At 71.8% G+C, this 21,377-nt stretch carries 18 protein-coding genes, 3 tRNA genes and 1 other RNA gene; 16 read left to right on the top strand and 6 right to left on the bottom strand.

What is annotated here, in order from left to right; all coding sequences use genetic code 11:
* Positions 1 to 185: 185 nt before the first annotated feature.
* A complete protein-coding gene (locus tag JOE68_RS10530; protein ID WP_204842129.1) occupies positions 186 to 725 on the bottom strand; it encodes a PPA1309 family protein in 540 nt (179 codons plus the stop codon).
* A gap of 106 nt (positions 726 to 831) precedes the next feature.
* On the opposite strand from JOE68_RS10530, the gene JOE68_RS10525 reads away from it, so the two are divergent.
* The 3 genes from JOE68_RS10525 (at position 832) to JOE68_RS10515 (ending at position 4,374) form a co-directional block, all read left to right on the top strand.
* The gene (locus JOE68_RS10525) at positions 832 to 3,825 is read left to right on the top strand and encodes a UPF0182 family protein (protein ID WP_307819621.1); all 2,994 of its coding nucleotides are present in this window, start codon (positions 832 to 834) and stop codon (positions 3,823 to 3,825) included.
* Positions 3,826 to 3,920: 95 nt separating this feature from the next.
* A tRNA-Met gene (locus JOE68_RS10520) sits at positions 3,921 to 3,994 on the top strand.
* Positions 3,995 to 4,300: 306 nt separating this feature from the next.
* Positions 4,301 to 4,374: transfer RNA gene (locus JOE68_RS10515), tRNA-Met, on the top strand.
* Between the two features lie 56 nt (positions 4,375 to 4,430).
* Here the strand turns inward: JOE68_RS10515 and JOE68_RS10510 are convergent.
* Complete coding sequence (locus JOE68_RS10510; RefSeq protein ID WP_204842128.1) at positions 4,431 to 4,625, bottom strand: hypothetical protein; 195 nt, start codon at positions 4,623 to 4,625, stop codon at positions 4,431 to 4,433.
* 378 nt (positions 4,626 to 5,003) lie between these two features.
* On the opposite strand from JOE68_RS10510, the gene JOE68_RS10505 reads away from it, so the two are divergent.
* The 5 genes from JOE68_RS10505 to smpB all read left to right on the top strand — a co-directional run bounded on the left by JOE68_RS10505 (position 5,004) and on the right by smpB (position 8,901).
* Complete coding sequence (locus JOE68_RS10505) at positions 5,004 to 5,504, top strand: PadR family transcriptional regulator (protein WP_204842126.1); 501 nt, start codon at positions 5,004 to 5,006, stop codon at positions 5,502 to 5,504.
* A gap of 51 nt (positions 5,505 to 5,555) precedes the next feature.
* Entirely contained in the window at positions 5,556 to 6,659 is a 1,104-nt protein-coding gene (gene prfB / locus JOE68_RS10500; protein WP_204842125.1) for a peptide chain release factor 2, read from the top strand.
* A gap of 88 nt (positions 6,660 to 6,747) precedes the next feature.
* The gene (gene ftsE / locus JOE68_RS10495) at positions 6,748 to 7,437 is read left to right on the top strand and encodes a cell division ATP-binding protein FtsE (RefSeq protein WP_121002587.1); all 690 of its coding nucleotides are present in this window, start codon (positions 6,748 to 6,750) and stop codon (positions 7,435 to 7,437) included.
* Between the two features lie 42 nt (positions 7,438 to 7,479).
* Positions 7,480 to 8,379: a permease-like cell division protein FtsX gene (gene ftsX / locus JOE68_RS10490; protein WP_204842123.1), complete on the top strand. Its 900-nt coding sequence runs from the start codon at positions 7,480 to 7,482 to the stop codon at positions 8,377 to 8,379.
* 45 nt (positions 8,380 to 8,424) lie between these two features.
* Positions 8,425 to 8,901, top strand: a complete 477-nt coding sequence (gene smpB / locus JOE68_RS10485; RefSeq protein ID WP_204842121.1) for an SsrA-binding protein SmpB — start codon at positions 8,425 to 8,427, stop codon at positions 8,899 to 8,901.
* Positions 8,902 to 9,304: 403 nt separating this feature from the next.
* Here the strand turns inward: smpB and JOE68_RS10480 are convergent, their stop codons facing one another.
* Positions 9,305 to 9,949: a response regulator transcription factor gene (locus JOE68_RS10480; RefSeq protein WP_204842119.1), complete on the bottom strand. Its 645-nt coding sequence runs from the start codon at positions 9,947 to 9,949 to the stop codon at positions 9,305 to 9,307.
* Entirely contained in the window at positions 9,934 to 11,184 is a 1,251-nt protein-coding gene (locus tag JOE68_RS10475) for a sensor histidine kinase (RefSeq protein ID WP_204842117.1), read from the bottom strand. Before JOE68_RS10475 ends, JOE68_RS10480 begins: the two co-directional genes overlap by 16 nt.
* 176 nt (positions 11,185 to 11,360) lie before the next feature.
* Between JOE68_RS10475 and ssrA the strand changes: the two genes are divergently transcribed.
* Positions 11,361 to 11,734, top strand: a transfer-messenger RNA (tmRNA) gene (gene ssrA / locus JOE68_RS10470).
* Positions 11,735 to 11,802: 68 nt separating this feature from the next.
* Here the strand turns inward: ssrA and hrpB are convergent.
* Positions 11,803 to 14,130: an ATP-dependent helicase HrpB gene (hrpB, locus tag JOE68_RS10465; RefSeq protein WP_372443283.1), complete on the bottom strand. Its 2,328-nt coding sequence runs from the start codon at positions 14,128 to 14,130 to the stop codon at positions 11,803 to 11,805.
* Between the two features lie 80 nt (positions 14,131 to 14,210).
* On the opposite strand from hrpB, the gene JOE68_RS10460 reads away from it, so the two are divergent.
* The 3 genes from JOE68_RS10460 (at position 14,211) to JOE68_RS10450 (ending at position 17,212) form a co-directional block, all read left to right on the top strand.
* Complete coding sequence (locus JOE68_RS10460) at positions 14,211 to 15,020, top strand: GNAT family N-acetyltransferase (protein ID WP_204846032.1); 810 nt, start codon at positions 14,211 to 14,213, stop codon at positions 15,018 to 15,020.
* Between the two features lie 57 nt (positions 15,021 to 15,077).
* Positions 15,078 to 16,385: an MFS transporter gene (locus JOE68_RS10455; RefSeq protein ID WP_204842116.1), complete on the top strand. Its 1,308-nt coding sequence runs from the start codon at positions 15,078 to 15,080 to the stop codon at positions 16,383 to 16,385.
* A 68-nt stretch (positions 16,386 to 16,453) separates the two neighbouring features.
* Positions 16,454 to 17,212, top strand: a complete 759-nt coding sequence (locus JOE68_RS10450; protein ID WP_204842114.1) for a DsbA family protein — start codon at positions 16,454 to 16,456, stop codon at positions 17,210 to 17,212.
* A gap of 3 nt (positions 17,213 to 17,215) precedes the next feature.
* On the opposite strand, the gene JOE68_RS10445 is transcribed toward JOE68_RS10450, so the two are convergent.
* Entirely contained in the window at positions 17,216 to 18,508 is a 1,293-nt protein-coding gene (locus JOE68_RS10445; protein ID WP_204842113.1) for a phenylacetate--CoA ligase family protein, read from the bottom strand.
* A 121-nt stretch (positions 18,509 to 18,629) separates the two neighbouring features.
* Between JOE68_RS10445 and JOE68_RS10440 the strand changes: the two genes are divergently transcribed.
* The 4 genes from JOE68_RS10440 (at position 18,630) to tmk (ending at position 21,347) form a co-directional block, all read left to right on the top strand.
* Positions 18,630 to 18,702 (top strand) — tRNA-Ala (locus JOE68_RS10440).
* Positions 18,703 to 18,910: 208 nt separating this feature from the next.
* Positions 18,911 to 19,762 carry a DUF262 domain-containing protein gene (locus JOE68_RS31085; protein WP_239562204.1) on the top strand — a complete coding sequence of 284 codons (852 nt, stop codon included), beginning with the start codon at positions 18,911 to 18,913 and terminating at the stop codon, positions 19,760 to 19,762.
* Positions 19,645 to 20,712 (top strand): B12-binding domain-containing radical SAM protein, encoded by a 1,068-nt coding sequence (locus tag JOE68_RS10435; RefSeq protein WP_307820027.1) that lies wholly within the window; start codon positions 19,645 to 19,647, stop codon positions 20,710 to 20,712. The genes JOE68_RS31085 and JOE68_RS10435 overlap by 118 nt, the downstream gene beginning before the upstream one ends.
* A gap of 20 nt (positions 20,713 to 20,732) precedes the next feature.
* Positions 20,733 to 21,347: a dTMP kinase gene (gene tmk, locus JOE68_RS10430; RefSeq protein WP_307819620.1), complete on the top strand. Its 615-nt coding sequence runs from the start codon at positions 20,733 to 20,735 to the stop codon at positions 21,345 to 21,347.
* The last annotated feature ends 30 nt before the right edge of the window (positions 21,348 to 21,377 follow it).

Genomic DNA, 21,377 nt, shown 5'->3' with positions numbered 1-21,377 from the left:
CGACAAAGATGATTGGGCTGCGCCCAGGCCGTACGGGGAGAACACGAGGCACACGGCTGCGCTGAACAGCGCCGCCGCGCGGAGCGCGGCTTGAGGCGAGAACTGGAGCGCCGCAGCGCGGAGCGCGGTCCGCGCGCGTCAGAGTTGCGGAGCGCGGACCGCGAGCACGGCTGCCTGGGGCGGCCCTAGGGCTTCAACGTCTCCAACAGGGCCCGGGTCAGGTTGGGGGCCAGTTCGGGGTGCTCGACGACCTCCTCGGGCATCTCCGTCGTGCCGCGCAGCCGCAGCACGCAGGCCGCCGAGCCGTCCCGCAGCACGGCCGCCACCAGCCGGGCCTCCCGGCGCTGCGGGTGCTCGGCCGCGAAGCGGCGCGCCGCCTCGTCGTCCAGGTCGGGGGACAGCTCCTGCTCGGCGTCCGGCGGCAGCACGACGATCTCCTGCGCGAGCGCGCACCCGCGCACCACGTCCGGCCAGGCGATGTTGGCCAGCGCCTCGTCCAGCTCGGCGCCGGGCAGCTCGTCCTGCGCGATCGGGGTCAGCGGCGAGGACCCCGGGTCCAGCTGGCCGGCGAGCTCCGGCTGCTGGGCGACCAGCTCGGCCGTCGGGACCAGGGCGAACAGCTGCGGCGCCTGGTCCCAGCCGGCGGTGGACACGAACTCCTCGACCTCGCGGGCGACGGCGGGCAGCACCACGGGCGGCGTTTGACTGGCTGACACGCCCGCCATCGTCGCATCCACTCGAATCGGGCGACCGGACGGGGAACCCTGGGCGGCCTCCGTACAGTTGGACAGAACGTACGAAAGCCATTACCGCGATCCAGGAGCGTGCCCCGTGGCCACTCGGCCCCCGGTCGGACTGCCCAGGCTGTCCCGTCGAAGCCGGATTCTGCTCATCGTCGGTGCGGTGGTCCTGGTCGGTCTGATCACCGGCTCCAGGTTGCTCGGCACCTACGTCAACTGGCTGTGGTTCGGCGAGGTCGGCTTCCGCAGCGTCTACGGCACCATGCTGGCGACCCGGTTCGGGTTGTTCGTCGCCGTGGGCCTGCTGGTGGGCGGCCTCGTCGCGCTCAACCTGTTCCTCGCCTACCGCACCCGGCCGGTGTTCGTGCCGGTGTCGGGGCCGGACGACCCGGTGGCGCGCTACCGCGCCGTGGTGACCCGGCGGATGAAGCTGTTCGGGATCGGCCTGCCGGTGCTGGTCGGCGTGATCGCGGGCACCTCGGCGCAGGGCGAGTGGCAGAAGCTGCAGCTGTTCCTCAACGCCACGTCGTTCGACCAGGTCGACGCCCAGTTCGGCCACAACATCGGGTTCTACGCCTTCCAGCTGCCCTTCTACACCTGGCTGCTGTCGTGGCTGTTCATCGCCACGGCGGTGTCGTTCGTCGGCGCGGTGGTGGCGCACTACCTGTTCGGCGGCATCCGGCTGGCCGGCCGCGGCGGGCAGCTCTCCGGGCCCGCGCGCACCCACCTGTCGATCGTGGCGGGCGTGTTCGTGCTGCTCAAGGCGGCGGCCTACTTCTTCGACCGGTACCAGCTGCTGTTCTCCGACCGGAACGAGAAGTTCAACGGCGCCACCTACACCGACCTGAACGCGGTGCTGCCGGCCAAGCTGATCCTGCTGTGCATCGCGGTGTTCTGCGCGGTCGCGTTCTTCGTCGGCGCGGTGCTGCGCAACCTCCAGCTGCCCGCCATCGCCACCGTCCTGCTGGTGCTGTCCAGCATCCTGGTCGGCGCGGCGTGGCCCGCGGTGCTGGAGCAGTTCTCGGTCAAGCCGAACGCCAACGAGAAGGAAGCCGAGTCGATAAGCCGGAACATCGCCGCCACCAAGGAGGCGTTCGGGCTCACCGACGACAAGGTCGAGACGAAACCCTACGAGGGCAAGCAGAACGTCTCGCTGGAGGAGCTGAAGAGCGACCAGGCGACGCTGGGCAACGTCCGGCTGCTCGACCCGGCCGTGGTCTCCAAGACGTTCACCCAGTTCCAGCAGCTCCGGCCGTTCTACGCGTTCCCGGAGAAGCTCGACGTCGACCGGTACAAAGTGGACGGGGAGCTGAAGGACTACATCGTCGCCGTCCGCGAGCTCCAGACCTCGGGCATCCCGCAGGGCCAGCGCGACTGGATCAACCAGCACCTGATCTACACGCACGGCAACGGCATGGTCTTCGCCGAGGCCAGCCAGGTCAACTCGCCCGCCGACGACGGCGGCAACGGCGGCTACCCGGTGTTCCAGGTGGCCGAGGTCGACCCGAACGGGGACGGCAAGGTCAAGCCCGGCCCGTTCGGCGTGCAGCAGCCGCGCACCTACTTCGGCGAGCTGGGCAGCCAGTCGGACTACGCGATCGTCGGCGGGCGCGGCGAGGGCGCGCCGGGCGAGTACGACACCGACCGCACGCAGTACACCTACGACGGCAAGGGCGGTGTGCGGATCGGCGGCCTGTTCAACAAGCTGGTCTTCGCCGCCGCCTACGGCGAGCGGAACATCCTGTTCAACTCGGCCATCGGCGACGACTCGCGGATCATCTTCAACCGCCACCCGCGCGACCGCGTCTCGCAGGTGGCGCCGTGGCTGACCGTGGACGCCGACCCGTACCCGGCGGTGGTGGACGGCCGGATCACGTGGATCGTCGACGGCTACACGACGCTGGAGAACTACCCCTACGCGCGCCGCACGTCGCTGGCCTCGGCGACGAACGACTCGCTGCCCGGCGTCGCCCAGCAGCCCAACCGGGAGATCAGCTACATCCGCAACTCCGTCAAGGCCACTGTGGACGCCTACGACGGCACGGTGACGCTGTACGCGATGGACGAGAAGGACCCCGTCCTGAAGGCGTGGATGGGCGTCTTCCCCAACACCGTGCAGCCGAACAGCGCCATGTCGCAGTCGCTGCGCGAGCACCTGCGGTACCCGGAGGACCTGTTCAAGGTGCAGCGCGACACGCTGGCGCGCTACCACGTCGACCAGCCGCGCGACTTCTACTCCGGCGTCTCGTTCTGGGGCGTGCCGTCCGACCCGACCATCGACAACGTGACGTCGGTCGAGCAGCAGCAGCAGAACAGCCAGCAGGCCCGCGCCCAGCAACCGCCGTTCTACGTCCTGGCGGGTGATCCGACCGGCGACCCGAACAAGGTCAGCTTCCAGCTCACCAGCGCCCTGGTGCGGCAGAACCGCGAGTTCATGGCCTCGTACGTCAGCGTGCGGTCGGACCCGGACGACTACGGCCGGATAAGCGTACTGACGTTGAACAACGAGGCCAAGGGCCCGCAGCAGATCCAGACCCAGTTCCTGACCTCGGGCGAGGTCAGCGGTGAGCTGAACCTGCTGACCCAGCGGCAGACCAACGTCGTCTACGGCAACCTGCTGACCCTCCCGGTCGGTGGCGGGCTGCTCTACGTGGAGCCCATCTACATCGAACGGGCCAGCCAGAACACCCAGTTCCCGCAGCTGTTCAAGGTCCTGGTCAGCTTCGGGGACAAGGTCGGGTACGCGCCGACGCTGAAGGACGCGCTGGAGGAGGTGCTGACCGGCGCGGCGGCGCAGCTGCCCGACCAGACCGGCACCACGCCGCCGACCAGCACGACACCGCCCACCAGCACGACGCCGCCGGGCAACGGCACCGGGCAGACGCCCGAGCTGCAGCAGGCCGTGAAGGACATCCAGTCCGCCCTGGCCGCCATCCGGACCGCCCAGGGCAGCGGTGACTTCGCCGCGCTGGGCAACGCCTACAAGGCGCTGGACGACGCGACCAAGCGGTTCGAGGCCGCCAGCGCGGCGGCCTCGCAGGCGCCGCCGTCGTCGGTGACCCCGTCACCGACGCCGACGGGCTGACCTGCGGCGCAGCGGTGGATCGGGTGGCCCGGAGCACGTCCGGGCCACCCGATTTGCACATCGGGGCGAACAGCGCGTAGAGTTCGGTTTACCAACGCGGGGTGGAGCAGCTCGGTAGCTCGCTGGGCTCATAACCCAGAGGTCGCAGGTTCAAATCCTGTCCCCGCTACAAAGTGGGAAAGCCTTGCCTGTGGAGTTCGCAGGCAGGGCTTTTTCGCATTTCACATCGGGGGCGCGGCCCCCGAACCCCGCGCAGGAGGGCTTCGCCCCCTGCACCCCCGGCCGGCTGGGCGCGTTTGCATGCACCGGGGGGAGGAGGGGCGGTCGGGCGTGTTTGCGTGTGTGGGTGCGGTCGGGTGTGTTTCGTGTGTGGTGCGGTCGGGCGTTTGCGCGTGGGGGTCCGGAGCTGGGGGAACCGGGAATCAGGGGGGTGGTGAAAAGGGGGGTGCGGGGGTGTGTATAGTTGGTCCTACGACGCGGGGTGGAGCAGCTCGGTAGCTCGCTGGGCTCATAACCCAGAGGTCGCAGGTTCAAATCCTGTCCCCGCTACTGCGCGAAAGGCCCCCCTCTCCGACCGGAGAGGGGGGCCTTTCGCTCGTGCGGGGTCAGCTCATGTTCTCCGCCCAGTACTGCGCGCAGACCAGCGAGCACACCCGGCCCTCGCCGGTGACCGTGCGGTGGCGGCGGATCTGCTTGCCGCACACCATGCACTCGTCCTTGCCGGCCGGGTTCGGCACCGAGCCGCTCGCCCACGCCTTCGCGTTCTTGACGACCTTGTTCTCCATCCACTTGATGCCCACCACGCACCTCCCAGAGAACTGCCTACGATGAGTGATGATCCCACCACCGGCGGTATCCGCCAGATCAGAGGCCCGACATCACCGAGTTGTGCTAAGCGGGGCCGCTCCGACCAAGACCAACAGCGCGGCCAGTCACCTCCCGCCGGCCGTTCGGGTGAACGCAAAAGTGCGGTTCCCGTTGTGCGGCAAGGTCTTTCCAGCCGAGGTGGGAAATTCCGGTCAAGCGGCCGAAAGCGTGGCGTTGATCAACGGGCCGTCACGCAACGGAGCTTCTCGTTGCTCCGCTTGGCCCAACTCCGCTAGCCCGTGATCAGCCACTGTGGACAGAACGGTTGACCATTGTGGACAGCTGCACCCGGAAGTGGCACCGTTGGTGTCGTGTCGGACCTGAACGCTACTGCCGCCGCCCTCCTCGGGCTGCTGCACGACGGACCCAAGACCGGTGGCCAGCTCGTGGCTGAGGCCGGGGAGCGCTTCGGTGCGTTCTTCAGCGTCACCCGCAGCCAGGTCTACCGCGAGCTGCCCGCGTTGGCTGACGCGGGCCTGCTGCGCCTCGGGAAGCAGGGGCCCCGCTCCAGCCAGCAGTACGTCCTGACGGCCGCGGGCAAGCGGGCCTTCAAGAACTGGCTGCTGTCCGAGCCCGGCCCGGACCACCTGCGCAGCCCGCTGATCCTCCGGCTGGTGCACGCCGGCTCGCTCACCGCCAAGCAGCGCCAATCGCTGGTGGACGCGGCGCGCGCCGGCTACACCGCCGACCAGGAGGCCGCCCGGACGGCGGTGAAGACCGCGGAGGACGCCTACGCCAAGGCGGTCGCCGAGTTCGGCCTGGCCCACGCCAAGGCCGTGCTCAAGCTGCTCGACGCCATCCCGACGGCCTGAGGGGCGCCGACCGGTCGCGCTGCGCGACCGGTCCTGGCGTAATCTTCTGCCGTGAACCCGGACGTCGAAGCAGACATCAAGGACCTCTCCGCCACCCTCGCGAGCATCGAGGCGGTGATGGACCTCGCTTCGCTGCGCGCCCAGGTCGCGGAGCTGGAGGAGGCCGCGGCCCGGCCCGACCTGTGGGACGACCAGGAGAAGGCGCAGCGGGTCACCAGCCAGCTGTCGCACAAGCAGGGCGAGCTGCGCCGCGTCGTCGGCCTGCGCGACCGCCTGGACGACCTCGGCGTGCTCTACGAGCTGGCCGAGGACGAGGGCGACGCGGGCAGCCTGGCCGAGGCCGACGCCGAGCGCGCCAAGCTGCGCGAGGAGATCTCCTCGCTGGAGGTCCGCACGCTGCTGTCCGGGGAGTACGACGAGCGCAACGCGCTGGTCACCATCCGGGCCGAGGCGGGCGGCGTGGACGCGGCGGACTTCGCCGAGATGCTGCTGCGCATGTACTCGCGGTGGGCCGAGCGCCACGGCTACGCCGTGGACGTCTTCGACACCTCCTACGCGGAGGAGGCGGGCATCAAGTCCGCGACGTTCCGCGTCACCGCGCCGTACGCGTACGGCACGCTGAGCGTCGAGCAGGGCACGCACCGGCTGGTGCGCATCTCGCCGTTCGACAACCAGGGGCGCCGCCAGACGTCGTTCGCGGGCGTCGAGGTCGTGCCGGTGGTCGAGCAGACCGACCACGTCGACATCGACGAGAAGGACCTGCGGGTCGACGTCTACCGCTCGTCCGGCCCCGGCGGCCAGGGCGTGAACACCACCGACTCGGCCGTCCGGCTGACCCACATCCCGACCGGCATCGTGGTGTCCTGCCAGAACGAGCGCTCCCAGCTGCAGAACAAGGCCACCGCCATGGCGGTCCTGCAGGCGAAGCTGCTGGAGCGCCAGCGGCAGGAGGAGCAGGCCAGGATGGACGCCCTGAAGGACTCGGGCTCCAGCTGGGGCAACCAGATGCGCTCCTACGTCCTGCACCCGTACCAGATGGTCAAGGACCTGCGCACCGAGCACGAGGTCGGGAACCCCTCCGCGGTGCTCGACGGCGAGATCGACGACTTCCTCGAAGCGGGCATCCGCTGGCGCAAGCAGCAGCAGGCTTCATAGGGCTCCCGGATCGGTAAAGCCCCCGTTTCCCCGCCGCCGGACGGGCGAAGCGGAGGCTTTACCCGGCTCACGGGTAGACTCCCCCGTCGTGATTCGCCTCGAACACGTGTCCAAGGTCTACAAGACCTCCACGCGCCCCGCGCTCGACAACGTCTCGGTCGAGATGGACAAGGGTGAGTTCGTGTTCCTGATCGGACCGTCCGGGTCCGGAAAATCCACGTTCCTACGACTTCTGCTCCGCGAGGAAGTGCCGAGCAAGGGTCGTGTGTACGTGTCGAACTTCGACGTGGCCAAGATGTCCCGGCGCCGGGTCCCCCGCCTGCGCCAGTCCATCGGCTGCGTGTTCCAGGACTTCCGGCTGCTCACCAACAAGACGGTCGCCGAGAACGTGGCGTTCGCGCTGGAGGTCATCGGCAAGCCGCGGAACACCATCGTCAAGGTGGTCCCGGAGGTGCTCCAGCTGGTCGGCCTGGACGGCAAGGCCGACCGGATGCCGCACGAGCTGTCCGGCGGCGAGCAGCAGCGGGTGGCGATCGCCCGCGCGTTCGTCAACCGGCCGCTGGTGCTGCTCGCCGACGAGCCGACCGGCAACCTGGACCCCGACACCAGTCAGGACATCATGCTGTTGCTGGAGCGGATCAACCGCACCGGCACGACCGTGCTGATGGCCACCCACGACCACTCCATCGTCGACTCCATGCGCCGCCGTGTGGTCGAGCTGGACCACGGCCGCATCATCCGCGACGACGCGCGGGGTGTTTACGGCGTGGGCCGCTAGAGACCACCCTCAACCCCCGACCCCTGAGGAACGTTCCCCCCGATGCGTACCAGCTTCGTGTTCAGCGAGGTCGTCACCGGCCTGCGCCGGAACGTCACGATGACCATCGCGATGATCCTCACGACCGCGATCTCGCTCGGCCTGCTCGGCGGTGGTCTGCTCATCGTCCGCATGGTCGACAAGATGCAGGACAACTACCAGAGCAAGCTCGAGGTGTCGGTCCTGCTCACCAACGACGTCAGCGCGAGCGACAAGGACTGCGCGCAGCAGCCGTGCGCGGGCCTGCGCAACGCGCTGGAGGCGACGTCCGGGGTGGACGCGGTCGTCTACGAGAACCGCGAGAAGGGCTTCGAGCGGTTCAAGCAGATCTTCGAGGCCCAGCCCGAGCTGGTGAAGCTCGCGCGGCCCGAGGCCATCCCCGCCACGTTCCGGGTGAAGCTGGAGAACCCGGAGCGGGCGGGCGTGATCGTGCAGGCGTTCTCCGGCAAGGCCGGCGTGAAGGCGGTCAACGACCAGGGCGAGTTCCTGAGCCGGCTGCTGGACGTGTTCAACGGGCTGCGCAACATGGTGCTCGTGCTGGCGCTGGTCCAGGCGCTGGCGGCGCTGCTGCTGATCTCCAACACCATCCAGGTGTCGGCGTTCACGCGGCGCACCGAGGTGGGCATCATGCGCCTGGTGGGCGCCACCCGCTGGTACACCCAGCTGCCGTTCCTCATCGAGGCGGTGGTCGCCGGCGTCATCGGCGCGATCGTCGGCGTGGGCGGCCTGGCGCTGATGGTGTTCGGCGCGACCAAGGTCTCCGGGGACCTGTTCACCTCGCAGATCCTGCCGCCGATGGGGATGCTGGACGTCGTGATCATCTCGCCGATCCTGCTCGGCGTGGCGGTCTTCATCTCCGCGCTGACCGGCTACGTGACGCTGCGGCTCTACGTTCGGCTGTGACTCGCCGCCGCATAAGGACTGGCGTGCTCACGTAAGGTTTTCGACATGGTCAAGGAACGCGGTCAGAAGGTGATCGCGTCGAACCGCAAGGCTCGGCACGACTACACCATCCTGGACACCTTCGAAGCGGGTGTCGTGCTCGTCGGCACGGAGGTCAAGAGCCTGCGCATGGGCCGGGCGTCGCTGGTGGACGCGTTCGGCCAGGTCGACGACGGCGAGGTCTGGCTGCACGCGCTGCACATCCCGGAGTACGTCGCCGGGACGTGGACCAACCACGAGGTGCGCCGCAAGCGCAAGCTCCTGCTGCACCGCAAGGAGATCGAGCGGTTGATCGGCAAGACCAAGGAGAGCGGTCTGTCGCTGATCCCGCTGCAGATGTACTTCAAGGACGGGTACGTCAAGGTCGAGCTGGCGCTGGCGCGCGGCAAGAAGGCTTACGACAAGCGGCAGGACATCGCCAAGCGGGACGCCCAGCGGGAGATCCAGAAGGCGCACGGGCGTGCGCTGAAGGGCCGTTACTGAGGTTCCGCCGAGCCGGTGCGCGGCGTCGGCCGGGGCTTTCGCCCAGGCCGGCGCCGCTGCGGCGTCCGAGGGGGCTCTCAGCTTTCGCGCGCCGGGGTGTCGGTGTGACGTGGGATACTGGTGCCGGGGGCCGGAGGCCACGCGCCGGCCCGTCCCGAGAGGGCGCAGAGTCCCGCACGTCACCCGGTCGAGGGCGGCCTGCCCCTACGCGCGAAGCCCCGCGCGGGGCCCGCTCGCGCAAGGTCGAGCCGTACTCGGGCTACGAGCGGCCTGCCCCTTCGCGCGGAGCCCCCCGGCCCAGCGCGTCGACCGCCGCCGCCACCGCGCGGGCCTGCCCCTTCGCGCGGAGCCCCCCCGGCGCAGCCCGGTCGGCGTCCTCGCGCGCGACCCGACCGGGGCGGGGTCAGCCCAGGTTCAGGAAGGCCAGGACGGCGCGCACCCGGCGGTGCTCCGAGGTGCTCGGCTCCAGGCCGAGCTTCGCGAAGATGTTGCCCACGTGCTTCTCCACCGCGCCGTCGGAGACGACCAGGGACCTGGCGATGGCCGTGTTGGACAGGCCCTCCGCCATCAGCCCCAGGACCTCGCGCTCGCGCTGGGTCAGGGAGTCGACCGGGTTGCGCTTGCTGCGCACCATCAGCTGGGTGATGACCTCGTGGTCGATGCTGGTGCCGCCCGCGGCGACGCGGCGGACCGCCGCCACGAACTCCGAGACGTCGGCCACCCGCTCCTTGAGCAGGTAGCCGACGCCGTTCGCCCCGCCCGCCAGCAGTTCGACGGCGTAGCGCTCCTCCACGTACTGCGACAGCACGAGGACCGGCAGGTCCGGGATCCGCTTGCGCGCCGCGATCGCCGCCCGCAGGCCCTCGTCGGTGAACGTCGGCGGCATCCGCACGTCGACGATGGCCAGGTCCGGCCGGTGCTCGTCGACGGCGGCGAGCAGGGCCTCGCCGTCCTCCACCGCCGCCGCGGTCTCGATGCCCTCGTCGGCGAGCAGGCGTTGCACGCCCACCCTGAGCAGCACCGAGTCCTCGGCTATGACCACGCGCACGGCAGCTCCGTCCGGATCACGGTCGGCCCCCCGGCGGGGCTGACCACCACGACCACGCCGTCAATGGTCGCAGCCCGGTCCGCCAGGCCCGCCAGGCCACCTCCCGGGCGCACCTCCGCGCCGCCGCGGCCGTCGTCGGTCACCTCGACCACCACCGAGTTCCCCGTCCGCGCCACCCGCACCTGCGCCCGCGTGGCGCCCGAGTGCTTGGCGATGTTGGTCAGCGCCTCGGCGACGGTGAAGTACGCGGTGCTCTCCACGGCCGTCGACGGGCGCGGCTCGACGTCCACCGAGACGTCCACCGGGATCGGGCACCTGGCGGCCAGCGACGACAGGGCCGCGTCCAGGCCCCGGTCGCCCAGCACCGACGGGTAGATGCCGCGGGCGAGGTCGCGCAGCTCCGAGATGGCGAGCTTGGCGTCGGCGTGCGCCTCGGCGATCAGCTCGGCCGCGCCGTCCGGGTCGCTGTCCAGCTTGCCGCGCGCCCGGCCCAGGCCCATGGCGACCGCGACCAGGCGCTGCTGGGCGCCGTCGTGCAGGTCGCGCTCGATGCGCCGGCGCTCGGCCTCCGCGGCTTCCACGCCCCGCGCCCGGCTGGCGCTGAGGTGGTCGGCCCTGGCCTCCAGCAGGCTCGTCCGGGACGGCCCGAGGACGGCGCGCGCCAGCGCCGCGTGGCCCCGGCCCAGGGCCCGGAACAGGGGGAGGGAGACCAGGCCGAGCAGGATGCCGGCGACGGTGAGGGGCAGGGCGTCGGCCATCGAGTCCACCGGCCACACCGCGCTGCCGACCGTGACCTCGAGGTCGGCGGGCAGCCACTGGAAGTAGAAGGGGAAGAGCGCCAGGCCCAGCACGGCCGACCACAGGCCGACGGCCAGTGTGAACTCCACCATGCCCAGCGGCAGCATCAGCAGCCAGTAGCCGAAGTCGCGCCACGTCGCCGGGTCGGTGACCAGCGCCTTCGCCCGCTGGAGCGGCGGGCCCGCCGGCAGCGGCCGGTACGGGCGGGGGATGTCCACCCCCAGCGTCGCGCGCAGCCACGCCCGCTCGGCGGTCGCCGCGCCCCGGGCCAGCACCAGCGTCAGCACCAGCAGCGGGAAGCCGACCCACACCACCATCGTGCCGATGCTGACCACGAGCAGCGGCACCAGCAGGCTGAACCAGAAGAGCCCGGTGACCAGGTTGAGCAGGAAGTACCCGCTGGTCCGCGCGATGCCCGGGATGTCCCGCACAGTCATGTTCCCCACCTTCGCACCCGATGTACGCGACCAGCATCGCCCGTCCCCCGGGCGGGAACCATCAGGTCGTCCGCCGTTCGCGGGGTGGGGACAGCCCTACCGGCGTCCGCGCGCGGTATCGGGAATGAGCCGGGGGCCCGGACGCGTTATGATGGGCGGACGCAGTACCCGGACCAGGGGGTGAACGGTTTCGACTTTGTGCGTTGATTCAAGGGAAGCGTGCCGGTGCAGGCGAGAGACCACCGCAAGCGTCATCGCAAACCAATAAGCGCCGAGTCTAACGACCAGGCCGCTTACTCCCTCGCCGCCTGAGGCTAGGAGAGTGAGCTGTCAGCCCGGAGGTGCCTCCGCTCCGGATGCTGGCATCAGCTAGGGGGCTGACCTTCGTTCCCGGTCACGGGGAGCGCTAGGGACACTCACAGTGACTGGGCCCGCCACGGCGACTTGTCCGCGTGATCGCCGGGGCCGAGCAGAGGCACAGCGGACTGCGCACGGAGAAGCCTTGATGAAGCGGCAGAGGACCCGGGTTCGATTCCCGGCACCTCCACCACCCGACCGGCCCGGCCCGCACCAGCGGGCCGAGCCGGTTTCGCGATGCGCCCGATCGGGTGCGCCCGGTCAGCGGCGGGCGGGCGGCGCGGTCAGCGGGTCCTCCGGCCAGCGGTGCTTCGGGTACCGGCCGCGCAGCTCGGCCCGCACCCGCGGGTAGCCGGTGCGCCAGAACGACGCCAGGTCCCCGGTCACGGCGGTCGGGCGGCCGGCGGGGGAGAGCAGGTGCAGCACCACCGGCACGCGTCCGTCGGCCACCCTGGGCGTGTCGGTCCACCCGAAGACCTCCTGCACCTTCACCGGCAGGACCGGCTCCGGGCCCGAGTAGTCGACCCGGACGCGGGAGCCCGAGGGCACCTCCAGCCGGTCGGGCGCGAGCGCGTCGAACCGCGCGGCGGCGGGCCAGGGCAGCAGCAGCCGGGTCACCTGCCCGCCGCTGATCCTCGCCAGGTCGGCGCGCCGGCGCGCGTCGCCGAGGTCGATCACGGCGAGCAGGGCCTCGTCGTCCACGGCGGGCCACGGGTCGCCCAGCGCGCGGTGCAGGAACGCCATGCGCTCGCGGGTGCGGACGCCGTCGGCGTCCCAGCGCAGCAGGTGCAGGCCCTCGGCGCGCAGCCCGGCCAGCAGCGCCGCCCGGAGCGCCGAGGGGGTGCGCAGCGGCGTGGCCGACAGCGTGATCGCGCCCAGCCTGCGGACGCGCTCGGCGACCACGTCGCCGTCCCACCGGACGTCGTCCTCCTCGGTGAGCAGGGCGGGCGCGGCCTGGCGGGCCAGCTCCTCGGTGGCGCGGGCGGCCAGGCGGACGCGGCCGTGGCTGCGGCCGGGCTCCCGGTCCGCGACGGCGACCGCCAGCCACCGCGCGTCGGCCAGGCCGCTGCCCGGCGGCAGCTCGACGGCCGTGCCGCCGGCCATCAGGTAGGTCGACGAGCCCGGCGACCGCCTGCGCGCCAGGCGCTCCGGGTGGGCCAGCGCGACGACCAGCGCCCCGGCGTCGGCGGGCGGGGTCGCCGGACCGGGGCCGTCGACCAGCGCCGCCAACCGCCGCACCTCGCGCGGGTCGGCGCGGCGCGAGGACAGCTCCACGCCGTCGCCGGAGCGCTCGTCGTCCAGCACGGCCACGACCTCGGCCGCCGTGCGCGCGCCGACCAGCGCGGCGCCGTCCAGCAGCGCCCGGGCCAGCCGCGGGTGCAGGCCCAGGCCGGCCATCCGGCGACCGCGGTCGGTCGCGCCGCCGTCGCCGTCGAGCGCGCCCAGCGCCGCCAGCACGGCGCGCCCCGCCGCCAGCGCGCCCGGCGGCGGGGCGTCCCACCAGCTCAGGCCCTCGCCCGAGGGCACGCCCCAGCAGGCCAGCTCCAGCGCCAGCCGGGTCAGGTCGGCGGTGCGGATCTCCGGCTCGGGGTAGCGGGGCAGCGTGCCGTGCTCGTGCTCGGGCCAGCACCGGTACACCCGGCCGGGGGCCTCCCGCCCGGCGCGGCCGGCGCGCTGGTCGGCCACCGCCGCGCTCACCCGCACCGTCGCCAGCCCGGCCAGCCCGCGCCGGTGGTCCACGCGCGGCACGCGGGACAGCCCCGAGTCGACCACCGCCCGCACCCCGGGCACCGTCAGGCTCGACTCCGCGATCGCGGTGGCCAGCACGACCCGCCGCCGCGGGCCGGGCTCCAGCGCCGAGTCCTGCGCGCCGGCGGCGAGCCGGCCGTGCAGCGGCACCACGTCCACCCCGCCCAGCTGGGCCGCGCAGCGCCGGATCTCCGCGACGCCGGGCAGGAACACCAGCACGTCGCCGTCCACTTCGGACAGCGCGCGGCGGACCGCCCGCACGGCGGTCGCCTCGACGCGCTCGGACCGCGCGGGCGGCACGTGCGCCACCTCGACCGGGTGGGTCCGGGCGTCCACCCGGATCACCGGGGCGTCGCCGAGCAGCACCGCCAGGCGGTCGGCCGCGACGGTCGCCGAGGTCGCCAGCAGCCGCAGGTCCGGCCGCAGCCCGGCGCGCGCGTCGAGCAGCAGGGCGAGCAGGAGGTCCGCGTCCAGGTGCCGCTCGTGGCACTCGTCGAGCAGCACGGTGCCGACGCCGGCGAGCTCGGGGTCGCGCTGCAGCCGCCGCACCAGCAGCCCCGAGGTCACCACCTCGACGCGGGTGTCCCGGGACGTCCGGCGGTCGCCGCGCACCGCGTAGCCGACGGTGCGGCCCACCGGTTCGCCCAGCAGGCTCGCCATCCGCGCGGCGGCGGCGCGGGCGGCGACGCGGCGGGGTTCGGCGACCACGACGCGGCCCTCCAGGGCGAGCGGCACGAGGGTCGTCTTGCCGGTGCCCGGCGGCGCGACGAGCACCGCCGAGCCGTGCGCCGCCAGCGTGCGCACCAGTTCGTCCAGCACCCCCGCGATCGGCAGTTCCACGGTGGGCAGTGTGGACCCCGGCCCGGCGATCGCCGGACGCGGGCCGCGCCGGCGGGGGCACGGCGTGCGAGGCTGGTCGGGTGGTTGACCCGCTGCGCGACCCCGACGACCCCGAACTGCTCGACCCGTACCGCGCCCGCGAGCTGGCCGGCCTGGTGGAGGCGGCCCGGCTGGCCTCCGGCGCGGTCCGGTACGGCAAGGTCGGGCGGGTCGGGTGCGCCCACGTCGTGGTGAACCGGGACGACCCGCTGCCGCTGGGCAACCACGCCTGCGCGCTGGACGGCTCGTCGGCGGAGGTCGCGGGCGCGCTGCTGCGGCTGGAGCGGACCTTCGCCGACGCGGGGCGCGCGGAGGCGGTGGTGTACGCGTCGCCGACGACGGTCGCCGAGATCGAGGGCATCGCGGACGACGCCGGCTGGTACGCCGTGGAGGAGTCGCTCGCCGTCGTGCACCGGGGCCCGGTCCGGGGCTCGGCGGTGCGGGCCGCCGCGGACGCGGACCTCGACGGCATGGCCGCGCTGCTGGCCGACGACCTGGGCGCGGACCCGGCGCGCCTGGCCCGCCACCTCGGGCAGCGGCTGGACGACCCGCGCTGCGCGTTCGTCGCGGTGGACGACGGCGACCGGCTGGGCGGGTTCGCCGCCGGGTTCGCCGAGCGCGGGGTGGGGCTGCTCGAGCACGTCGTGGTGCGCCCCGCGCGGCGGCGGCGCGGCGTCGGGTCGGCGTTGGTGGACGGCGCGGTGGCGGCGCTGCGCGACCTCGGGGCGCAGCTGGTGGCCGCGCACGTCGCCGAGGGCGGGGCCGGCGAGCGGTTCGCGGACAGGTGCGGGTTCGAGGCGGCGTACCCCGTGACGGCGTACGCACGCAGGGTGGACGAGCTGCTCGGTTGAACCCCCGGTTGCCCCACCGCATATCCTTAGCACAGCTAACGGAGATCGGAGGGCGCTGTGCCGGGGAACGACGTGCGGTCCAAGCCCCGGCTGCCCGGCGAGGTCTGGGTGCTGGTGGTGGCCAGTTTCATCATCGCCATCGGCTTCGGCATCGTCGCGCCCGTGCTGCCGGCCTACGCCAAGGGCTTCGACGTCGGCACCTTCGCCGTGTCCGCCGTCGTCAGCGCCTTCGCGCTGGTCAGGCTGCTGTTCGCGCCGGTGAGCGGGCGGTTGGTCAGCCGGTTCGGGGAGACCCGGACCTACATCGTCGGCATCCTCATCGTGGCCCTGGGCACCGGCGCGTGCGGCTTCGCCACCGCGTACTGGCAGCTGATCGTCTTCCGGTCGTTCGCCGGCGTGGGCTCCACCATGTTCACCGTCGCCGCCGTGGGCCTGCTCATCCGGATCACGCCGCCGCCCATGCGCGGGCGGGCGTCCGGGCTGTGGGCGACGGGCTTCCTGCTGGGCAACATCGCCGGGCCGATCGTCGGCGCGGCCCTCGCCGAGATCTCCATCCGCGTGCCGTTCGTCACCTACGCCGCCGCGCTGGTGCTCGCCGCGCTCGTCGTCTGGTGGTTCCTGCGCCGGTCCACGCTCACCGCGCTGGACACGAGCGCGCCGCAGGCGGCGCTGAGCGTCACCCAGGCCCTCGGGTCGCCCGCCTACCGGGCGGCGCTGGCGTCCGGGTTCGCCAACGGCTGGGCCGTGTTCGGCGTGCGGATCTCGCTGGTGCCGCTGTTCGTCGTGGAGGCGCTGCGCGGCGGACCCGCCCTGGCGGGCCTCTCGCTGTCGGTGTTCGCGCTGGGCAACGCGGCCGTGCTGATGATCTCCGGCAAGCTGTCCGACAGCATCGGGCGCAAGCCGATGGCGATGTCCGGGCTCGCCGTGTCGGCGGTCGGGACCATCTGGCTGGGCTTCACCACCGACGTGCCGATGTTCATGGCGGCGTCCCTGGTCGCGGGCATCGGCGCGGGCCTGCTCAACCCGCCGCAGAACGCCGTCGTCGCGGACGTCATCGGCGCCAAGGCCAAGGGCGGGCCGGTGCTCGCGGCGTTCCAGATGGTCGCCGACTGCGGCGCGATCATCGGGCCGCTGCTGGCCGGCGTGCTGGTCGACCACGTGTCCTACAGCGCGGCGTTCACCCTGACGGGTGCGATGATGGTGTTGGCCCTGGTGTTCTGGGCGGTCGCGCCCGAGACCCTGCCGAAGGAGCCGTCGTCGCACGTCGCGGAAGGGGTCGCGAGCGAGTCGGGCTGCCTGGACGAGGGTCCCGAGGTGCCCACCGGGGAGCGGCTCGCCGGTCGACCGCGTCAGCCGGACGCGTGAGCGCTCAGGTTCCGCTCAGCATCTCTCGGTAGCCTGCGCCCGCAGGTGACCGGGAAGGAATCGGCGACGTGGGTGGCGCGGAGCGCAACGCTCGGAAGAAGAAGCAGGAACAGCAGGCGGCGAGGGCGGTGGCCGCGGCGCGCGGCGCCAAGGGCGACCGGACCAAGGTGGTCGTCGGCGTCGTCGTCGTCATCGTGCTGGCGCTGGTCGTGATCGGCGGCGTGATCTGGACCAAGTCCGACTCCGCGAGCGGCTCGCTCACCCCGCCGACGGACGTGGCCGGCGTGGCCGCTCCGATCACGCGCGAGGGCGGGGTCGTCGTCGTCGGCAAGGACGGCGCCAAGGCGACGATCGACGTCTACGAGGACTTCCTGTGCCCGGCGTGCGGGCAGTTCAAGAAGATCTACGGCGACCAGATCAAGCACGAGATCGAAAAGGGCACGCTGCGCGTGCGCTACCACGCGCTGCCGTTCCTGGTGCGGATGTCCGAACCCGAGGGCTACTCGCGCGACTCCGCCAACGCCGCGCTGTGCGCCGCGGACCAGGGCAAGTTCTGGGAGCTCCACGAGGCGCTGTTCGCCAAGCAGCCCGAGGAGGGCGGCCCCGGCTACACCAAGCAGGAGCTGGTGAAGCTCGGGACCGACCTGGGCATCACCGGCGACGAGTTCAAGACGTGCGTCGAGAGCGGCGCCCACGAGAAGGAGGCGCAGGCGGAGATGGACAAGGCCCGCGGCACCTCCTACTTCGAGGGCACGCCGACGGTGGCCGTCGGCGACCAGAAGGTCGACCTGCGCGACGCCGACTGGCTGAAGAAGCTGGTCGGGTAACCCTCACCCCAGCCCCGCGACCGGCGGCCGGCCCGCGTCCCAGCGGACCAGCCGCCGGGCCTTGCCGGTCTCGGCGCGGGGCACGGTCCCGACGGGCGCGACGACGACCCGGCACGCGATGCCCAGGCGTTCGCGCAGGGCCGCCACGAGGTCCTGGCGCAGCGCCTCGCCGTGGGTGCTCTCGACCACCGCCCACAGCTCGGGGCGCGCCCGGCGGTCCTCGACGACCAGGTAGTGCGGGCCGACCCTCGGGTCGGCGAGCAGCACGGCCTCGATCTCGGTGGGGAACACGTTGACCCCGCGCACGACCAGCATGTCGTCCCGGCGCCCCAGCACCTTGCTCATCCGGCGCAGCGTGCGCGGGCTGTCCGGCACGGGCGGGGCCAACGTCGCCACGTCACCGCTGCGGTAGCGCAGCAGCGGCATGCCGGTCTTGGTCACCGTGGTGAACACCAGCTCGCCCGGCGTGCCGTCGGGCACCGGTCGGCCCTCCTCGTCGACGGCCTCCACCAGGAAGTGGTCCTCGGCGACGTTGAGCATCCCCTCGGAGTCGAGCGACTCGCACGCCACACCGGGCCCGATGACCTCGGAGAGCCCGTAGATGTCCAGCGCCCGGAGGCCCAGCAGCCCCTGGAGCTGCTCGCGCATCCCGTCGGTCCACGGCTCGGCGCCGAACACCCCGACCCGGAAGGCGGGCTCGACCCCGCTGCGCCGCAGCGCTTCACCGAGGTGGACGGCGTAGGAAGGCGTGCAGCACAGGACGTCCGGGCGGAGGTCGGCGATCAGGCGGACCTGCCGCTCGGTCATCCCGCCCGACAGTGGCACCACCGCGGCCCCCAACCGCATACCGCCGTGGTGCACGCCCAGCCCGCCGGTGAACAACCCGTACCCGTACGCGTTGTGGATGCGGCTCTTGGAGGTGGCGCCCGCCCCGCCGAGCGCGCGGGCCATCACCGAGGCCCAGACGTCGACGTCGTGCGCCGTGTAGGACACCAGGGTGGGCCGCCCGCCGGTACCGGACGAGCCGTGGACGCACACGATCCGGTCGTCGACCTGGAAGCCCGTCGGGTAGTGCTCCCACAGGTCCTGCTTGGTCACGAACGGCAACCGCCACAACTCCGAGAGCGACACCTCCCGCCCGTCCTCGACCCCGACCGCCCGCAACCGCTCCGCCTGCACCCCACCGGCAGCCAACAACCGCCCCACCAGCCCCCGCAGCCGGCGCTCCTGGACACCCCGACGAACCTCCGGCCGGACGCCCTCGGCATCCGGGTCGACCAACGGCAAGCCACCCATGCACCCCGGTCTAGCAGCCGGAACGTGCTCGGGGTACCCCCGATTTCCATCCAGCGGGGCCGGTGCTGTACGGTATTGCCACACGGGAACGGCGGGTAACCACCGGGGAACGTGACTGCACGGGGCTGTGGCGCAGCTGGTAGCGCATCACACTGGCAGTGTGAGGGTCAGGGGTTCGAGTCCCCTCAGCTCCACAAGTGAATGTTATGACCGGATCCGCCCGCTGACCTGCTGTGACGCAGGTGGCGGGCGGTCTTGCTTTTGGACCCGCTGTGGTTTGTGGCGGCCGAGTCGGAGCAGGCGGTCGCTCCGCACGAAATGTTGTCAGGTGTGTGCTCCAAGTCCCACTGGCCCGGCTGGTGGATCTGCCTGGGGACTTTTCAGTCGCCGTGACCGCTGTCAATGTTCGGCACCGGTGCAATGGCCCAGGATGGTCCGGTCCTGAAGGACCTGCTCACCCAGGTGGACAGGGGTGAAGCGCAGCTCCCCGAGTTCCAGCGCGGCTGGGTGTGGCCCGATCGCACCATCGCCGGCCTGATCGCCTCGATCTCGCTGGGTTACCCGGCGGGCACCGTGATGATGTCGAAGCAGGGCGGTGACGTCCGCTTCAAGACCAGGTCGGTCGAAGGGGCCCTGCGCCAGTGCCGCGCCCGACCGGCTGATCCTGGACGGTCAGCAGCGGTTGACCTCGCTCCACCAGTCGCTGTTCCGCGAGGCGCAGTGAGCCGGCAGCAGTACCGGATCCTCTCCGAGGTCGCCAACACCGACTTTCTCCAGGCGGTGACGCTGCCGGCCACGCACGAGCGCCACCGGGCCGCCGTGGAAGCCGGTCGGGACGAGGTCGCCGCCCCGCGCATCGGCTGTCGGCGCGCCGACATGCTCACCCTCACCTTGCCGGAGTACCGCAAGTGGGCGTTCGCCGTGACCGACGGCCTCAAGTCGGCCGCCCGGTTCTTGTACTCGCAGCACATCTTCGACACCCGGTTCCTGCCCTACGGCAGCCAGCTCATCCCGATGTCGGCGATCTTCGCCCTGCTCGGAGCCAAGGCCGAGACGGTCGGGGCACGGGAATCAAGGTCATGCTGGGCGGTCACCAAGCCAAGGCGATGCCCGTCGAGATCCTCACCGACCCCCGCATGTCCCGCTGCGAAGCCCTCGTCCTCGGCGAAGGCGAGACACGAGTGGCCGCCCTGCCGGCCGACCGCCGATCGCGCACCGAGCTGCCCGGCGTCATGTGGCTGGACCCCATCCTGAAGACCCCGGTCACCGGCGGCATCCCCGGCAACTCCCACCACCTCGCACCGGACGTCGACGCGCTGCCCTTCGTCGACCGCCGCTACCTGGCCCAGGACCCGCACCACGAGGCAGGCCGGTGGGAGGCCAACATGGTCGGCGCCCGCGGCTGCCCCTACGACTGCTCGTTCTGCGGAGCGGCGGTCTCGGCCAACCCGGACATCACCATCCGCACCCGCGACCCGCACAACATCATCGCCGAGATGCACCGGCTGCGAGACACCGGCGTGACCGCGTTCCGGTTCGTCGACGACCTGTTCCTCGGCGCACGACGGGTCATCGACCACATGATGAGCGCATTCACCACCGAGCGCGTCGGTGATTGGGCCGTCTGGGACGCCACCGGCCGGATCAACGTCCTGCACCGCGCGAGCGACACCACCTTGGACACCCTCGCCTGCAACGGCCTGCGCGAAGTGGCGCTGGGCATCGAGTCGGGCAGCGAACGCATGCTCACGTTGATCGACAAGCGCATCGACCCCGACATGACCAAAACCGTCGTTCGTCGCCTGACCGAACGTGGCATCGACGTCAAGGGCTACTTCATCCTCGGCTTCCCCACCGAAACCCCGGCCGAGATCGCGGCCACCGTCCTCCTGGTACGCGACCTGTGGGACCGCACCGATCCGCTGCCGGGGCGGTTCCGCGCCTCGGCCTTCGAATACCGCCCCTACCCCGGCACACCCGACTGGCACCGCCTCCTGGCCATCGGCCGCTACACCGCCGGCCAGTTGCTCGACTACAGCGCGGTCGACCTCACCGACGCCGGAGTCGACGAGTCCCTGCGCGAACGCGACGAGTTCAACTTCTCGGTCAACCTCCAACTCTCCGAAGCGCCGATCGACCACGTCCGAGCCCAACTCGTCGCCCTGACTCGTGAACAGCACGCACGGAAAGCCGCAGCGGCATGACCGGCCACCGCGGGCTCTTCGTGAGCATCGACGGCTCGGGCGGCGCGGGCAAGAGCACCATCACCCGCCACCTGCACCATCGACTCACCAACCAGGGCTACACCGCCCACACCACCACCGAGCCGTCCCGCGACCAACTCGGCGAGATCGCCCGCCACGGCACCGACACCTACTCCGGACACGCCCTGGCCTGCCTGGTGGCAGCCGACCGCTACCACCACCTGGCCGCCGAAATCCGCCCACAACTCGCCGCGGGCAGGATCGTGCTGTGCGACCGCTACGTCGCCTCCTCCTACGTGCTGCAACGCATGGACGGCGTGCTGATCGACTTCATCGAAGCCCTCAACGCCGCCACCGACATCCCCGACCTCGCCGTCATCCTCACCGCCGACCCGGAAGTCACCGCCCGACGCATTCACGAGCGCGGCGCGCACAGCCGCTTCGAAGCCGGCATCACCACCAGCCGGACGGAAGCCGAGCTGTACGCGGACACCGCCCACCGCCTGGCCCGACTCAACTACCCGATACTCGCAATCGATACGACGAAAAGCACAACAGAGCAGGTCGTCAGCACGATCACCCAACGAATTGCGCAATTGTCGGCCGGTCCGCCCGGCGAACCACGCACCGCGTAAGCTGCGCCGGGTCCCGAACCGCGTGAGCAA

The organism is Saccharothrix algeriensis (assembly GCF_016907655.1).
GTDB lineage: Bacteria > Actinomycetota > Actinomycetes > Mycobacteriales > Pseudonocardiaceae > Actinosynnema > Actinosynnema algeriense.
The sequence above is the reverse complement of the archived record's forward strand: the minus strand, read 5'-3'. Positions and strand labels throughout refer to the sequence as shown.

What these genes read in the sequence shown, in the direction of transcription:
- JOE68_RS10445 (WP_204842113.1), bottom strand. Translation starts at nt 18,508, where the DNA reads ATGGGTGGCTTGCCGTTGGTCGACCCGGATGCCGAGGGCGTCCGGCCG.
- ftsX (WP_204842123.1), top strand. Translation starts at nt 7,480, where the DNA reads ATGCGTACCAGCTTCGTGTTCAGCGAGGTCGTCACCGGCCTGCGCCGG.
- smpB (WP_204842121.1), top strand. Translation starts at nt 8,425, where the DNA reads ATGGTCAAGGAACGCGGTCAGAAGGTGATCGCGTCGAACCGCAAGGCT.
- JOE68_RS31085 (WP_239562204.1), top strand. Translation starts at nt 18,911, where the DNA reads ATGTTCGGCACCGGTGCAATGGCCCAGGATGGTCCGGTCCTGAAGGAC.
- JOE68_RS10475 (WP_204842117.1), bottom strand. Translation starts at nt 11,184, where the DNA reads ATGACTGTGCGGGACATCCCGGGCATCGCGCGGACCAGCGGGTACTTC.
- JOE68_RS10530 (WP_204842129.1), bottom strand. Translation starts at nt 725, where the DNA reads ATGGCGGGCGTGTCAGCCAGTCAAACGCCGCCCGTGGTGCTGCCCGCC.
- JOE68_RS10435 (WP_307820027.1), top strand. Translation starts at nt 19,645, where the DNA reads ATGTCCCGCTGCGAAGCCCTCGTCCTCGGCGAAGGCGAGACACGAGTG.